Source organism: Pseudogracilibacillus auburnensis (genome assembly GCF_003201975.1).
Taxonomy (GTDB): Bacteria; Bacillota; Bacilli; order Bacillales; family Amphibacillaceae; genus Pseudogracilibacillus; species Pseudogracilibacillus auburnensis.
Genome location: NZ_QJJQ01000013.1, coordinates 115,487 through 131,696, shown reverse-complemented (window position 1 = coordinate 131,696; position 16,210 = coordinate 115,487). Strand labels below are relative to the sequence as shown.

Below are 16,210 nucleotides of genomic sequence, written 5' to 3'. Positions count from 1 at the left end.
TGACCCATTTACCACATCACGGACTAGTGAGGAGGTGTGTCTCGTGGCTAAAAAAGTAATTAATATTGTAAAATTACAAATTCCAGCTGGAAAAGCAAACCCAGCACCCCCTGTTGGTCCAGCTCTAGGACAAGCGGGAATTAACATTATGGGATTTTGTAAAGAATTTAATGCTCAAACACAAGACCAGGCTGGATTAATCATTCCAGTTGAAATTACGGTGTTTGAAGATCGTTCATTTACATTTATTACGAAAACTCCACCAGCTGCTGTATTACTTAAAAAAGCTGCTGGTATTGATAAAGCATCAGGAGAACCAAATAAAAATAAAGTTGCAACGGTAAAGCGTGATAAAGTAAAAGAAATCGCCGAAACAAAAATGCAAGATTTAAACGCTGCTGATGTTGAAGCGGCAATGCGCATGGTAGAAGGAACAGCACGTAGTATGGGAATTACAATTGAAGACTAATAGGTAGTGCTCGACCTGATACGTGGGAGGTATAACCGTTAATACCACAATGAAGGAGGAAATAAATTGAAAAAAAGAGGTAAAAAGTATCAAGAAGCTGCGAAGCTTGTTGATCGTACGAAACAATATGATATTGCAGAAGCAATTGCATTGTTAAAAGAGACGGCTAAAGCAAAATTTGACGAAACAGTTGAAGTTGCTTTCCGTTTAGGTGTAGATCCGAAAAAAGCGGATGAAAACATCCGTGGAGCTGTCGTTTTACCACATGGGACTGGTAGAACACAACGAGTACTTGTGTTTGCGAAAGGTGAAAAAGCGAAAGAAGCTGAAGCAGCTGGAGCGGATTTTATCGGAGACCAAGAGATCATTAATAAAATTAATGAAGGCTGGTTTGATTTTGATGTTATCGTAGCTACTCCTGATATGATGGCTGAGGTAGGTAAACTTGGTCGTATTTTAGGGCCTAAAGGATTAATGCCGAACCCGAAGACAGGAACAGTAACGTTTGAAGTTGAAAAAGCTGTTAATGAAATCAAAGCTGGTAAAGTGGAGTATCGTGTTGATAAAGCTTCTAACCTACATGTTCCAATTGGGAAAATTTCATTTGATAATGAAAAACTAATCGATAATTTTAATACGATTATTGATACGATTATTAAAGTAAAACCACAATCATCTAAAGGAACATACTTACGAAACGTTTCTGTCACGTCTACGATGGGGCCTGGAATTAGAATTGATTCTTCTAGTTATACTCGCTAATTGTTGACAAGAAGATGTGGATATACTATAATTATAAACGTTAAAAATTGCATAGTTATACCGTAGACAGTAGGTGCATGTAATGCTTAATTTCCTACCGAGGTGTTTTATTACTTTTATGATCATTGTACATTCATAATAATAATGCCTCCATGTCTAAAATGGAGGCAATTTTTATGTGTAAAGTATAAATTTCCTTATTCTATTGTATAACGTTCTTTAGGAGGTGGACCGATGGCGAGCATTGAAGCAAAAAAACAAGTTGTTCAAGAAATCGCAGAAAAATTTAACGAAAGTCAATCATCTGTATTAGTTGACTATCGTGGTTTAAATGTTGCTGAGATCACAGCATTAAGAAAAGAATTACGTGACAATAATATCGATTATAAAGTATACAAAAATACGTTAACAAGACGCGCGGTGGAAGAGGCGAACTTAACGGAACTAACAGATAGTTTAGTTGGCCCAACAGCAGTTGCGTTTGGTAAAGAAGATGTTGTAGCTCCGGCTAAAATACTTCATGAGTTTTCAAAGAAACATGAAGCATTAGAAATTAAAGGTGGAGTGATTGAAGGTAAAGTTGCAACACTTGATGAAATCAAAGAACTATCAACATTACCAGATTACAACGGTCTTGTATCTATGTTGTTAAGCGTGTTACAAGCACCAATTCGAAACCTTGCATATGCTACAAAAGCAATTGCAGAACAAAAAGAAGAAGCGGCTGAATAAGTGGCCACTGTTCGAATATTGATTAAAAATATTATTTTAGGAGGAAAGAACAGATGACGAAAGAACAAATTATCGAAGCGGTAAAAGAAATGTCTGTTTTAGAATTAAATGATTTAGTTAAAGCTATTGAAGAAGAGTTTGGAGTAACAGCAGCAGCTCCAGTAGCAGTTGCAGGCGGAGCAGGCGGCGGAGAAGCAGCTGAAGAACAAACTGAATTTGACGTTGTATTAACAGATGCTGGAGCTTCAAAAATTAAAGTTGTTAAAGCAGTTCGTGAAATTACAGGACTCGGCTTAAAAGACGCAAAAGATTTAACGGATGCAGCGCCTAAAGCAATTAAAGAAGGCGTATCTAAAGAGGAAGCTGAAGAAGTTAAAACGAAACTTGAAGAAGCTGGTGCTTCAGTAGAACTTAAGTAAAAATAAACACGTTAAAGGCTCGATTAAAAATGAAAGCTCGTCATCTATTTGGCGAGCTTTTCAACATACAATATACCTCTTAATCATCTTCACAAAATGATAACTAAAATTGCAAGAAGGTGTTGCAGATCATGTCAGATCATTATTATTCAACAAATCCACAGTCACAAAATGTTACAGAAACAAATGATTATATAGTACGAAATCATTCATTTACTTTCACTTCAGCATCAGGAGTATTTTCGAAAAAAGGAATTGATTTTGGAACACGACTATTAATTGAGACATTTGAAATTCCTGAGGTAGAAGGAGCCGTTTTAGATTTAGGGTGTGGATATGGCCCGATTGGAATTACGTTAGCATATCATTATGAAGAACGTAGTTTTGTAATGGTCGATGTAAATGAGCGAGCAATTTCTCTTGCAAAGAAAAATGCAAACCAAAATAATAGTACAAATGTAGTGATAAAGCAAAGTGATGGTTTTACGAATATAGCGGAGCAATCCTTTGCGGCTATCATCACAAATCCACCGATTAGAGCAGGGAAAAAAGTTATTAACAGACTTTTTGCAGAGAGTAGTAATCATTTAGTAAATGGTGGAGAATTATGGATAGTTGTCCAAAAAAAGCAAGGTGCCCCATCTGTCATAAAATATTTACAATCTATTTTTCATGACGTGGATGTTGTCACACGTAAAAAAGGATATTATATCATATGTGCAAAAAATTGACCTTGAAAAAGGCTTGTGATATAATATTTAAATGCTACAATGCTTTTCTTTTGTCAAGAGTTATTGTTTAAAAAATTTCATGTATACATTGATAATTATTGGAAATAATGGGATGAATGGAAGGTATATTTATCTCTTTATTTTTTCAGGTCACCATAGCGAAGGGAAGGGGAATTGGTTTTCTATTAAAATAATGAAGGTTTTTATGAGAAAACCTTTTTTCTATTTTAATGCAAATTGATAACAGAGATTCCTTTTTTTCTTGATCAACTTAATATTTCTAGACTAATTTCTTTTATTTACTAAAAAATAATAACTCAAAAGTTGTAAAAAAACAAGTATTTGATGTTTTTTTATAAACATCATTTTAAGCAGATCTGCTATTTAGGTTTTGATCTGCATATAGGTAAAGTTTTACCATTATAGGTAAAAAAACAAGTTTTACTACGCAGGTATAGAAGTTCGTATTCGAACTTTCCTCCTGCATAAGTGTAACGAAAGCTTTCGCCATTACGGGTGGAAAGCTAAGTTTTACTAAAATATGTTTGATTTTAGGGGTGAAGCAGTTGACAGGTCAACTAGTTCAGTATGGACGTTATCGCCAACGTCGAAGTTATGCACGAATAAGTGAAGTATTAGATTTACCAAATTTAATCGAAATTCAAACATCTTCTTATCAATGGTTTCTAGAAGAAGGATTGAAAGAAATGTTTGCGGACATTTCACCAATTGAAGATTTTGCTGGAAATCTATCACTTGAATTTATCGATTATAGTTTAGGGGATTATAAGTATCCCGTTGAAGAATCAAAGGAAAGAGATGTTACTTATAGTGCACCACTTCGAGTCAAGGTTCGTCTAATTAATAATCAGACAGGTGAAGTGAAAGAACAAGAAGTATTCATGGGAGACTTCCCACTCATGACCGATACAGGTACATTTATCATTAACGGTGCGGAACGGGTTATTGTATCTCAACTCGTACGTTCACCAAGTGTGTATTACAATGATAAAATTGACAAAAATGGAAAGCGTGGGTTGACTGCTACAGTTATTCCGAACCGAGGGGCATGGCTAGAATTCGAAACGGATGCAAGAGATGTAGTCTACGTTCGAATTGACCGGACACGAAAACTTCCAATCACTGTTTTATTACGTGCTTTAGGGATGAACACAGATCAAGAAATTACTGACCTTATCGGTGAGAACGAGTATTTAAAAAATACACTTGAAAAAGACAATATCGAAACGACGGAAAAAGCGTTATTAGAAATATATGAACGATTACGTCCTGGTGAGCCACCAACGGTTGAAAACGCGAAAAGTTTATTAATATCCCGTTTTTTTGATCCGAAAAGATATGACCTTGCTCATGTTGGTCGTTATAAAATGAACAAAAAATTGAGCATTAAAAATCGACTGTTCAATCAAACGTTAGCTGAAACGGTCGTAGATAAAGAAACAGGAGAAGTGTTAGGTGAAAAAGGCGACAAGATCGACCGTAAACTTTTAAATAAGCTAATTCCTTATTTAGAAGATGATGAGAATAAATTAAACGTTGAAACTATTAATTTATATAACGGTGTTGTAGAAGAAGATGTGAAGGTTCAAGTTATTAAGATTATGGATCCGACAGACCCTGAAGGGGAAAGAGAGCTTCATGTCGTTGGTAATGCTGATATCGAAAATAGTGTCAAACATATTACACCAGCAGATATATTGGCATCCATTAGTTATTTCTTCAACCTTTTATACAATGTTGGTCATACAGATGATATTGACCATTTAGGGAACCGTAGACTACGTTCTGTTGGTGAATTATTACAAAATCAATTCCGTATCGGGTTATCAAGAATGGAGCGAGTTGTGCGTGAAAGAATGTCCATTCAAGATACATCAAGTATTACACCACAACAACTAATTAATATTCGACCTGTTATTGCGTCGATTAAAGAGTTTTTCGGTAGTTCTCAATTGTCTCAGTTCATGGATCAAACGAATCCACTAGCAGAACTTACCCATAAACGTCGTCTATCAGCATTAGGACCTGGTGGACTAACGAGAGAGCGTGCTGGAATGGAAGTGCGTGACGTACACTATTCTCACTATGGAAGAATGTGTCCAATTGAAACACCTGAAGGACCTAACATTGGGCTAATTAACTCCTTATCTAGTTATGGGAGAGTAAATGCGTTCGGTTTTATTGAAACTCCGTATCGCCGAATCGATCCTGAAACTGGTAGAGTGACAGCACAGATCGATTACTTAACAGCCGATGAAGAAGATAATTATGTCGTTGCTCAAGCGAATGCTCGACTAGATGAAGAAGGTAACTTTATTGATGATGAAGTAATTTCTCGGTTCCGTGGAGAAAACACGATCGTACCTAGAGAGCAAATTGATTACATGGACGTATCGCCAAAACAAGTCGTTTCTGCAGCGACAGCATGTATTCCGTTTTTAGAAAATGATGACTCCAACCGTGCGTTAATGGGAGCTAACATGCAACGTCAAGCAGTACCTTTATTAAAACCAGAATCACCTATTGTAGGTACAGGAATGGAATATGTTACTGGAAAGGACTCTGGAGCTGCTATCATTTGCCGAAATGATGGAATTGTTGACAAAGTAGAAGCGAAGGAAATTGTTGTTAGACGTATTTCGACAGTAGATGGAAAAGAAGTAACGGGCGATGTAGATCGTTACCGTCTTCGTAAATATGTACGCTCCAACCAAGGTACTTGTTATAACCAGCGCCCAATCGTCAAACAAGGGGATCGCGTGATGAAAGGCGAAGTTCTTGCCGACGGACCTTCCATGGAAGATGGAGAGTTAGCATTAGGTCGTAACGTACTTGTCGCTTTTATGACATGGGAAGGGTACAACTATGAAGATGCGATCATTATGAGCGAAAATCTAGTAAAAGATGATGTATTCACATCAATTCATATTGAAGAATATGAAGCAGAAGCACGCGATACGAAATTAGGACCTGAAGAAATTACGCGCGACATTCCAAACGTGGGAGAAGATGCGCTCAAAAACTTAGATGAAGATGGTATTATTCGTATCGGAGCCGAAGTAAAAGATGGCGATATTTTGGTAGGAAAAGTAACACCAAAGGGAGTTACTGAATTATCGGCAGAAGAACGCTTATTACATGCCATCTTCGGTGAAAAGGCAAGAGAAGTTCGCGATACATCACTTCGTGTTCCTCATGGTGCAGGCGGAATTATTTTAGATGTTAAAATATTTAACCGCGAAGATGGAGATGAGTTAAAACCTGGTGTAAACCAATTAATCCGTGTTTATATTGTTCAGAAGCGTAAAATTTCTGAAGGAGATAAGATGGCAGGACGTCACGGAAACAAAGGGGTTATTTCAAAATTACTACCTGAGGAAGATATGCCTTATTTACCAGATGGAACGCCAGTTGATATTATGCTTAACCCATTAGGAGTTCCATCAAGAATGAACATCGGACAAGTGTTCGAGCTCCATTTAGGAATGGCGGCGAAAAAGCTAGGTATCCATGTCGCATCACCAGTATTTGATGGTGCAAATGAGGAAGATGTATGGGAAACTCTCCAAGAGGCGGGAATGCCAACAGATGCGAAGACAATACTCTATGATGGTCGAACAGGGGAACCGTTTGATAATCGTGTATCAGTAGGAATTTCTTATATGATAAAACTATCGCATATGGTTGACGATAAGCTACATGCAAGGTCAACTGGACCTTATTCATTAGTAACGCAGCAACCATTAGGTGGTAAGGCACAATTTGGTGGACAGCGTTTTGGAGAAATGGAAGTATGGGCACTTGAAGCGTATGGTGCTGCGTACACATTACAAGAGATTTTAACGGTTAAATCAGACGATATTGTTGGTCGCGTAAAAACATATGAATCGATTGTAAAAGGAAGAAATGTTCCAGAACCAGGTGTACCGGAGTCGTTTAAAGTATTAATTAAAGAACTTCAAAGTCTCGGAATGGATGTTAAAATGCTTTCAAGCGATCAAACAGAAATCGACTTAAGAGCATTGGAAGATGATGATTCTGACGCAGAAGATTCACTTAATTTAGAAGTAAAACAAGATTAAGGTGAAAAGGGGTCAGCCTTGACCTCTTCCCCTTTTTCATTCACTAGTTAAAATGGAAAGTTAGAACGGATATGAAATGGGAGGTAGGGCCCTTGCTAGATGTAAATAACTTTGAATTTATGAAAATTGGTTTAGCTTCATCAGAAAAAATTCGCTCTTGGTCATACGGCGAAGTGAAGAAGCCAGAAACGATTAACTACCGAACGTTAAAGCCAGAAAAAGACGGACTATTTTGTGAGCGTATATTTGGACCACAGAAAGATTGGGAATGTCATTGTGGAAAATATAAACGCGTTCGTTATAAAGGTGTTGTTTGTGACCGTTGTGGTGTGGAAGTGACCAAGTCAAAAGTGCGTCGTGAAAGAATGGCTCATATTGAACTTGCTGCTCCAGTTTCACATATTTGGTATTTTAAAGGAATTCCGAGTCGCATGGGGCTAGTATTAGACATGTCACCTCGTGCTCTTGAAGAAATTTTATATTTTGCAGCCTACGTTGTCACAGATTCAGGTAACACGCCACTTGAGAAGAAACAATTATTGTCAGAAAAAGAATTTAGACAATTTTATGAGAAGTATGGCAACGCCTTTAAGGCTGAGATGGGTGCAGAAGCAGTCCGTAGACTACTTCAAGACATTGATTTAGATAAAGAAGTGCTTGAATTAAAAGAGGAACTTAAAACAGTCCAAGGGCAAAGAAGAACAAGAGCAATTAGAAGACTAGAAGTGATGGAAGCATTCCGTAACTCTGGAAATGATCCTTCATGGATGGTTTTAGACGTGCTACCAGTTATCCCACCGGAAATAAGACCGATGGTACAACTAGATGGTGGACGTTTTGCTACATCAGATTTAAACGATTTATACCGTCGTGTGATTAACCGAAATAATCGTTTAAAACGTTTATTAGACCTTGGGGCGCCGAGTATTATTGTCCAAAACGAAAAAAGAATGCTCCAAGAAGCAGTCGATGCCTTAATTGACAACGGTCGTCGAGGACGCCCTGTTACAGGTCCTGGAAATCGCCCATTAAAGTCACTTTCCCATATGTTAAAAGGAAAGCAAGGTCGATTCCGTCAAAACTTACTCGGAAAACGTGTTGATTATTCTGGTCGTTCGGTAATTATCGTTGGACCTAGTTTGAAAATGTATCAGTGCGGATTACCAAAAGAAATGGCACTTGAACTATTCAAGCCATTTATTATGAAAGAATTAGTCGGACAAAAAATCGCTCATAATATAAAATCAGCGAAAAGAAAGATCGAACGTGTTCACCCGGAAGTATGGGATGTTTTAGAACAAGTAATTAAAGAACATCCAGTATTACTAAACCGTGCTCCAACTTTACACAGATTAGGTATTCAAGCTTTTGAACCTACATTAGTGGAAGGACGCGCGATTCGCCTTCACCCATTAGTTTGTACAGCATATAATGCTGACTTTGACGGTGACCAAATGGCCGTACACGTACCTCTGTCAGCAGAAGCACAAGCAGAAGCGCGAATTTTAATGTTAGCTGCACAAAACATTTTAAACCCGAAAGACGGAAAGCCAGTTGTTACTCCTTCACAAGATATGGTTTTAGGAAACTATTATTTAACGCTGGAGTTGCCAGGGTCTATTGGGGAAGGTAAAGTATTTAAAGATACAAATGAAGCATTAATTGCGTATCAGAACGGGCATGTCCATTTACATTCAAGAGTGGCTCTTCATGCTGAAAGCTTAAATAATCCGACCTTTACAGAAGAGCAAAATAATAAGTTATTGTTAACAACTGTTGGAAAAATCATTTTTAATGAGATTATTCCAGACACATTCCCGTATATTAATGAGCCTACTAAAACAAACCTAGAAATCGAAACACCTAATAAATATTTCCTTGATAAAGGAGTTAACGTGAAAGAGGAGATTCAAAAACGTGAACTAGTTGCTCCGTTTAAAAAAGGAATTTTAGGGGACATTATTGCGGAAGTATTTAAGCAATATAAAATTAGTGAAACATCAAAAATGCTTGACCGAATGAAGGATCTTGGCTTTAGTTATTCGACAAAAGCGGGGATGACAGTCGGTATTTCTGATATCGTTGTGTTAAAAGAAAAGCAGGATTTATTAGAAGAAGCACAAGCAAAAGTAGATGGAGTCTTAAGACAATTTAGACGTGGTCTTATTACAGATGAAGAAAGATATAATCGTGTTATTACCATCTGGTCAGATGTAAAAGACGTTATCCAAGATAAACTAATGGATTCCTTAGATAATACGAACCCAATCTTTATGATGAGTGATTCAGGTGCGAGAGGTAACCCATCTAACTTTACGCAGCTTGCAGGGATGCGTGGCCTAATGGCAAACCCGGCCGGAAGAATTATTGAACTACCAATTAAGTCTAGTTTCCGCGAAGGATTAACCGTATTAGAATACTTTATTTCGACTCACGGAGCGAGAAAAGGGCTTGCAGATACAGCTTTAAAAACGGCCGACTCTGGTTACTTAACGAGAAGACTCGTTGATGTTGCTCAAGATGTCATCGTCAGAGAAACAGATTGTGGAACTGACCGAGGATTAACTGTGTCAGAGCTTGCAATAGGAGCTGAGGTAATTGAACCGCTAATTGATCGTTTAGTTGGAAGAACTGCATTTGAAGATATTGTTCATCCGGAAACGAATGAAATTATTGTCGGTAAAAGTGAAATCATTTCGGAGGATCAAGCGAAAAGGATTACGGAAGCAGGCATAACAGAAGTAACCATTCGTTCTGTATTCACATGTCATACAAAACACGGAGTTTGTAAAATGTGCTATGGTCGTAATTTAGCGACTGGAGCAGATGTAGAAGTAGGAGAAGCGGTAGGAATTATTGCTGCACAATCTATCGGAGAACCTGGAACACAGTTAACGATGCGTACATTCCATACAGGTGGAGTTGCTGGAGACGATATTACACAAGGTTTACCGAGAATCCAAGAGCTTTTTGAAGCGAGAAACCCGAAAGGTCAAGCGACTATTAGTGAGTTTGAAGGTCTCGTTCAGGAAATAAAAGAATCAAAAGATAAACGTGAAGTAGTCGTCGAAAGTGAAGTTGAAAGTGTTGCATACCCTGTACCATATAATGCAAGGCTAAAAGTTTCCGTTGGTGATGAAGTACATGCGGGGCAAGAATTAACGGAAGGTTCGATTGATCCGAAAGAATTACTCAGAGTTCAAGGTGTCGAAGGTGTTCAAGCTTATTTACTTCAAGAAGTACAAAGAGTATACCGTATGCAAGGGGTAGAAATTGGTGACAAACATATTGAAGTAATGGTGAGACAAATGTTACGTAAGGTTAAAATATTAGAGTCTGGAGATACAGATGTATTACCAGGTTCATTAATAGAATTACACCAGTTTAAAGAAGTGAATAATGAGGTATTACGAGAAGGGAAAGAACCTGCTGTTGGTGAGCCAGTATTGCTCGGTATTACAAAAGCCTCACTTGAAACAGATTCATTCCTCTCAGCAGCATCATTCCAAGAAACAACAAGAGTACTGACAGATGCTGCGATCAAAGGAAAAACAGACGAATTATTAGGATTAAAAGAGAACGTTATAATCGGAAAGTTAATCCCGGCTGGAACTGGTATGCAACGTTATCGCAAAATAGAATCAGAGCTAGCTGAACCAGAAACATCTTCGGAAGAAATAGAAATAACAACACAATAAACGGCTGTTTTCTAAAAAAAATTGGGCCTTGTTGATGAAGAAAGATACGTAGTTTGATGTACTGTGTGACACAAATGTACGTAGACTCCCGCGCGAAGCAAGGAGTATTCGAAACGACGTTAAATTAGGGATTGCTGAACGATAGCAAGGCAATGATAGTCTCAAAAAAAACTTTGCACATAAGTTGAAAATGGATTCCCATTGCAATGAACTGCACTAGTTGTCTGGAGCGAAAGTGACTGACTCCAGCGGGAAAAGCGCGAGTCTGAAGACCCCGCAGGAAGTGGTTTTCTTCCGAGGAGGCTGAAGCCGTGCCCGCGGAAAGCATGTCACATTTCGCGGAAGACAACGGTAGGAAGGAACGCAGATTAATTGTTCAGCAGATCTTAAAATGACAACTTACCATTTTACATCTCCTGTGACATTTAGTTGGTCACAGGAGTGCTTTTTAAGAAACGTAAAAAATGAAAACAGTTGACAAGAAAACGAATAGATGATAATATATTCGAGGTGTTTCCGGAATATTAACTGTTGCAATGGAGGAAAATCTGATGTCTTATGAAAAAGTGACACAGCTTCAATCGCGGATAATTATCGGAACCAAACAAACGTTAAAAGCCATGAATAATGGCGAAGTTTCTGAAGTGTTTATTGCAAAAGATGCTGATCAACATATTACGGATAAAGTACTAGAGGAAGCGAAGAAGTTACAAATTCCACACGTATTGGTTGACTCCAAAAAAAAGCTTGGGTTAGCATGTAAAATTGATGTAGACGCATCTACGGTTGCAATAAAGCATGAGTAATATGAAATTTTCTTATGCCTTAAAATGAACCACCTGGATATGTGGGCTAAGATAGCCTAACAATAAAAGGCAGGTTTAAACTTATTTTATCATGAAGGAAGGAGGAAACTTAAAATGCCTACAATTAACCAATTAATCCGTAAAGGACGAGTAAGCAAACCAAAAAAGTCTGACTCTCCAGCACTAAACAGAGGGTATAACAGCTTTAAAAAGAAATTTACGAATGTTGATTCACCGCAAAAGCGTGGAGTATGTACACGTGTTGGTACATTAACACCAAAGAAGCCGAACTCAGCATTACGTAAATATGCGCGTGTTCGTTTATCAAACAATATGGAAGTTACAGCGTATATTCCAGGAATTGGACACAACCTTCAAGAGCACAGTGTTGTTTTATTACGTGGAGGACGTGTGAAAGACTTACCAGGGGTACGTTATCATATTGTACGTGGAGCGCTTGACACTGCAGGGGTAGAAGGCCGTCAACAAGGGCGTTCTAAATATGGTGCGAAAAAAGGAAAAAAATAAACGGACATATTAATAAATTATGAAATGAAAGGAGGAAGACATATGCCACGAAAAGGCCCAGTAGCAAAAAGAGATGTCTTACCAGATCCAATTTATAATTCTAAGCTTGTCACTCGATTAATCAATCAAATTATGATCGATGGAAAAAGAGGAAAAGCACAAAAGATTTTATATAATGCATTTGAAATCGTAAATGAAAAAAGTGGTCAAAATGCAATGGACGTATTCGAAGAGGCAATGAAAAATGTGATGCCAGTTCTTGAAGTACGAGCACGCCGTGTAGGTGGTTCAAACTATCAAGTACCGATGGAAGTTCGTCCAGAGCGTCGTCAGGCGTTAGGTCTTCGTTACATTGTAAACTATTCACGCTTACGTGGGGAAAAAACAATGGAGGAAAGACTTGCAAATGAAATTTTAGATGCTTCAAACAATACGGGAGCATCCGTTAGAAAACGAGAAGAATTACACAAGATGGCGGAAGCAAATAAAGCATTTGCACACTATCGTTGGTAATAAAAATCTAAAGTATTGAAAGGAAGGAGAAGAATACATGGCAAGAGAGTTCTCCTTGGAAAAGACGCGAAATATTGGTGTTATGGCTCATATTGATGCAGGTAAAACAACAACAACTGAGCGTATTCTTTTCTATACAGGACGTATTCATAAACTAGGAGAAACACATGAAGGTGCATCCCAGATGGACTGGATGGAGCAAGAGCAAGAAAGAGGTATTACAATTACTTCAGCTGCAACGACTGCTCAGTGGAAAGGCCATCGAATCAATATTATCGATACACCAGGTCACGTAGACTTTACGGTTGAAGTAGAAAGATCTTTACGTGTACTTGATGGTGCGATTACGGTTCTTGATGCACAATCAGGTGTTGAGCCACAAACAGAAACAGTATGGCGTCAAGCGACAACATACGGTGTTCCGAGAATTGTCTTTATTAACAAGATGGATAAAATTGGTGCAGACTTTTTATATGCAACTAATACGTTGAAAGACCGTTTAGGGGCAAATGCTCATCCAGTTCAATTTCCGATCGGTGCAGAGGACGAATTCGATGGAATAATTGATCTTATTGAAATGAAAGCTCATTTCTATTTAGACGATCTAGGTACTACCGAGGAAGCAAGAGATATTCCTGATGAGTATAAAGAGAAAGCAGAAGAACTTCGTGGTGGATTAATTGAAGCTGTTGCAGATTTCGACGAAGAGATAATGATGAAATATCTCGAAGGTGAAGATGTATCGAACGAAGAACTTAAAAATGCAATTCGTCAAGCTACATTAGCAGTCGAATTTTACCCTGTATTTTGTGGATCTGCGTTTAAAAACAAGGGTGTTCAACTAATTCTTGATGGCGTTATCGATTATCTACCAGCTCCAACGGACATTCCAGCAATCGAAGGAATTGTTCCTGGAACAGAAGAAGAAACAAATCGTCCAGCTGATGACAAAGAACCATTCTCTGCATTAGCATTTAAAGTGATGACAGATCCATTCGTTGGAAAGTTAACATTTTTCCGAGTATACTCAGGTACGCTGAACTCAGGTTCATACGTTTTAAACTCTGTTAAAAACAAGAAAGAACGTATTGGTCGTATCCTTCAGATGCACGCAAACTCACGTGAAGAGATTTCAGAAATTCACTGTGGTGAAATTGCAGCAGCAGTTGGCTTGAAAGATACGTCTACTGGTGATACACTTTGTGATGAAAAACATCCTGTTATTTTAGAATCAATGGACTTCCCAGAGCCTGTTATTTCGGTTGCTATTGAACCGAAAACAAAAGCAGACCAAGATAAAATGGGTATTGCGTTAGGAAAGCTTGCTGAGGAAGACCCGACATTTACAACAGAGTCAAACCCAGAAACAGGGCAAACAATTATTTCTGGTATGGGTGAGCTACACTTAGATGTCATTGTTGACCGCTTAAAGCGTGAATTTAAAGTAGAAGCGAATGTAGGTGCACCACAAGTTGCTTACCGAGAAACATTCCGTGCTTCCGCTGAGGTTGAAGGTAAATTTATCCGTCAATCAGGTGGACGTGGACAGTATGGTCACGTTTGGGTTAAATATGAGCCAAACGAAGACGGAGCTGGCTTTGAGTTTGAGAACAAAATCGTTGGTGGAGTTGTTCCTCGTGAATACATTCCATCTGTTGAACAAGGAATTAGAGAAGCATTAGAAGGCGGAGTATTAGCTGGATATCCTCTAATCGACGTAAAAGCTTCTTTATATGATGGTAGCTACCATGATGTTGACTCAAACGAGATGGCGTTTAAGATCGCTGCATCCATGTCACTAAAAGCTGCTAAAAACAAATGTAACCCTGTTTTATTGGAGCCAATGATGAAAGTGGAAATCGTCATTCCTGAAGAGTATATGGGAGATATTATGGGGGATGTTACATCACGCCGTGGACGTGTTGAAGGTATGGACACACGTGGTAATGCGCAACTCGTAAAAGCATTTGTCCCACTTGCTGAAATGTTCGGTTATGCGACTGCACTTCGTTCTAATACACAAGGACGTGGAACATACACAATGTTCTTTGACCATTATGAAGAAGTACCAAAAGCTATTGCTGAAGAAATTATTAAGAAAAACGCTGGCGAATAATTGATTTTTACAGGATAACAATTATTATGAGGTAAACTAAGAAACATTCTTAGTTATAAATATTTATTTTTATACATTTAAGGAGGAATTTCAAAATGGCAAAAGAAAAATTCGATCGCTCGAAGCCACACGTAAACATTGGAACAATCGGTCACGTTGACCATGGTAAAACTACATTAACAGCAGCTATCACTACTGTTATGCATAAAGTGCAAGGAACAGAAGGTGCAATGGCTTATGATCAAATTGATGGTGCACCTGAGGAGAAAGAACGTGGAATTACAATCGCTACATCTCACGTAGAATACGAAACAGACAATCGTCACTATGCACACGTTGACTGTCCTGGACACGCGGACTATGTTAAAAACATGATCACTGGTGCTGCACAAATGGACGGTGCTATTCTTGTCGTATCATCTGCAGATGGCCCAATGCCACAAACACGTGAACACATTCTATTATCTCGAAACGTTGGAGTACCTTCAATCGTAGTATTCCTTAACAAAGTAGATATGGTAGATGACGAAGAATTATTAGAATTAGTTGAAATGGAAGTGCGTGAATTACTTTCTGAGTACGACTTCCCTGGAGACGACATTCCAGTAATTGCTGGTTCTGCTCTTAAAGCACTAGAAGGTGTAGAAGAGTATGAGCAAAAAATTATTGAATTAATGGCAGCTGTAGATGAGTACATTCCACAGCCTGAGCGTGACACTGACAAACCATTCATGATGCCTGTTGAGGACGTATTCTCTATTACAGGACGTGGAACGGTTGCAACTGGACGTGTTGAGCGTGGTCAAGTATCAGTAGGTGACGAAGTTGAAATCATCGGTCTTGCTGATGCACCAACAAAAACGACAGTTACAGGAGTAGAAATGTTCCGTAAGCTTCTTGACTATGCAGAAGCAGGAGACAATATTGGAGCTTTACTACGTGGTGTAGGTCGTGAAGACATTAGCCGTGGTCAAGTATTAGCAAAGCCAGGTTCTATTACACCACATACTAAATTTAAATCAGAAGTGTATGTTCTATCAAAAGAAGAAGGTGGACGTCATACTCCATTCTTCGCAAACTACCGTCCACAGTTCTATTTCCGTACGACGGACGTAACAGGTGTTATTCAATTACCAGAAGGCGTAGAAATGGTTATGCCTGGAGATAACATCGAAATGGTAGTAGAACTTATTTCACCTATCGCTATCGAAGAAGGAACTCGTTTCTCTATTCGTGAAGGTGGACGTACAGTAGGTTCTGGTGTTGTATCATCAATCGAAGCATAATTGAATGAAATGAAGAGATGCTAGGCAAATTTATTGCCTAGCTCTTT

12 protein-coding genes and 1 other annotated feature are annotated in these 16,210 nt (G+C 38.4%); all 12 genes read left to right on the top strand.

The genetic code is table 11. The features are described 5' to 3' along the window. Window positions 1-43: 43 nt before the first annotated feature. The 12 genes from rplK to tuf all read left to right on the top strand — a co-directional run bounded on the left by rplK (window position 44) and on the right by tuf (window position 16,163). Entirely contained in the window at window positions 44-469 is a 426-nt protein-coding gene (gene rplK, locus DFR56_RS16590) for a 50S ribosomal protein L11 (protein ID WP_146214311.1), read from the top strand. A 66-nt stretch (window positions 470-535) separates the two neighbouring features. Next, window positions 536-1,231: a 50S ribosomal protein L1 gene (rplA, locus tag DFR56_RS16585; RefSeq protein WP_110396570.1), complete on the top strand. Its 696-nt coding sequence runs from the start codon at window positions 536-538 to the stop codon at window positions 1,229-1,231. 42 nt (window positions 1,232-1,273) lie between these two features. Beyond that, window positions 1,274-1,417, top strand: a sequence feature (ribosomal protein L10 leader region). A 48-nt stretch (window positions 1,418-1,465) separates the two neighbouring features. Continuing rightward, window positions 1,466-1,963 (top strand): 50S ribosomal protein L10, encoded by a 498-nt coding sequence (gene rplJ / locus DFR56_RS16580; RefSeq protein ID WP_110396569.1) that lies wholly within the window; start codon window positions 1,466-1,468, stop codon window positions 1,961-1,963. Between the two features lie 53 nt (window positions 1,964-2,016). Then, complete coding sequence (gene rplL / locus DFR56_RS16575) at window positions 2,017-2,382, top strand: 50S ribosomal protein L7/L12 (RefSeq protein ID WP_110396568.1); 366 nt, start codon at window positions 2,017-2,019, stop codon at window positions 2,380-2,382. 131 nt (window positions 2,383-2,513) lie between these two features. Beyond that, window positions 2,514-3,113, top strand: a complete 600-nt coding sequence (locus tag DFR56_RS16570) for a class I SAM-dependent methyltransferase (RefSeq protein WP_110396567.1) — start codon at window positions 2,514-2,516, stop codon at window positions 3,111-3,113. A 566-nt stretch (window positions 3,114-3,679) separates the two neighbouring features. Beyond that, the gene (rpoB, locus tag DFR56_RS16565) at window positions 3,680-7,216 is read left to right on the top strand and encodes a DNA-directed RNA polymerase subunit beta (protein ID WP_110396566.1); all 3,537 of its coding nucleotides are present in this window, start codon (window positions 3,680-3,682) and stop codon (window positions 7,214-7,216) included. Window positions 7,217-7,308: 92 nt separating this feature from the next. Further along, a complete protein-coding gene (gene rpoC / locus DFR56_RS16560; protein ID WP_110396565.1) occupies window positions 7,309-10,914 on the top strand; it encodes a DNA-directed RNA polymerase subunit beta' in 3,606 nt (1,201 codons plus the stop codon). 551 nt (window positions 10,915-11,465) lie between these two features. Further along, window positions 11,466-11,720 carry a ribosomal L7Ae/L30e/S12e/Gadd45 family protein gene (locus tag DFR56_RS16555; RefSeq protein WP_110396564.1) on the top strand — a complete coding sequence of 85 codons (255 nt, stop codon included), beginning with the start codon at window positions 11,466-11,468 and terminating at the stop codon, window positions 11,718-11,720. Between the two features lie 114 nt (window positions 11,721-11,834). Next, on the top strand, window positions 11,835-12,248 hold the full coding sequence (gene rpsL, locus DFR56_RS16550) for a 30S ribosomal protein S12 (protein ID WP_110396563.1): 414 nt from the start codon (window positions 11,835-11,837) through the stop codon (window positions 12,246-12,248). A gap of 42 nt (window positions 12,249-12,290) precedes the next feature. Next, window positions 12,291-12,761, top strand: coding sequence for a 30S ribosomal protein S7 (gene rpsG, locus DFR56_RS16545; RefSeq protein ID WP_110396562.1), 471 nt, complete (start codon window positions 12,291-12,293; stop codon window positions 12,759-12,761). Between the two features lie 37 nt (window positions 12,762-12,798). Further along, window positions 12,799-14,877: an elongation factor G gene (gene fusA, locus DFR56_RS16540; protein ID WP_110396561.1), complete on the top strand. Its 2,079-nt coding sequence runs from the start codon at window positions 12,799-12,801 to the stop codon at window positions 14,875-14,877. Between the two features lie 95 nt (window positions 14,878-14,972). After that, on the top strand, window positions 14,973-16,163 hold the full coding sequence (gene tuf / locus DFR56_RS16535) for an elongation factor Tu (protein WP_110396560.1): 1,191 nt from the start codon (window positions 14,973-14,975) through the stop codon (window positions 16,161-16,163). The last annotated feature ends 47 nt before the right edge of the window (window positions 16,164-16,210 follow it).

Coding starts and splice junctions, on each gene's coding strand:
- rplJ (WP_110396569.1), top strand. CDS start 1,466: ATGGCGAGCATTGAAGCAAAAAAACAAGTTGTTCAAGAAATCGCAGAA.
- rplL (WP_110396568.1), top strand. CDS start 2,017: ATGACGAAAGAACAAATTATCGAAGCGGTAAAAGAAATGTCTGTTTTA.
- DFR56_RS16570 (WP_110396567.1), top strand. CDS start 2,514: ATGTCAGATCATTATTATTCAACAAATCCACAGTCACAAAATGTTACA.
- DFR56_RS16555 (WP_110396564.1), top strand. CDS start 11,466: ATGTCTTATGAAAAAGTGACACAGCTTCAATCGCGGATAATTATCGGA.
- rpsL (WP_110396563.1), top strand. CDS start 11,835: ATGCCTACAATTAACCAATTAATCCGTAAAGGACGAGTAAGCAAACCA.
- rpsG (WP_110396562.1), top strand. CDS start 12,291: ATGCCACGAAAAGGCCCAGTAGCAAAAAGAGATGTCTTACCAGATCCA.
- fusA (WP_110396561.1), top strand. CDS start 12,799: ATGGCAAGAGAGTTCTCCTTGGAAAAGACGCGAAATATTGGTGTTATG.
- tuf (WP_110396560.1), top strand. CDS start 14,973: ATGGCAAAAGAAAAATTCGATCGCTCGAAGCCACACGTAAACATTGGA.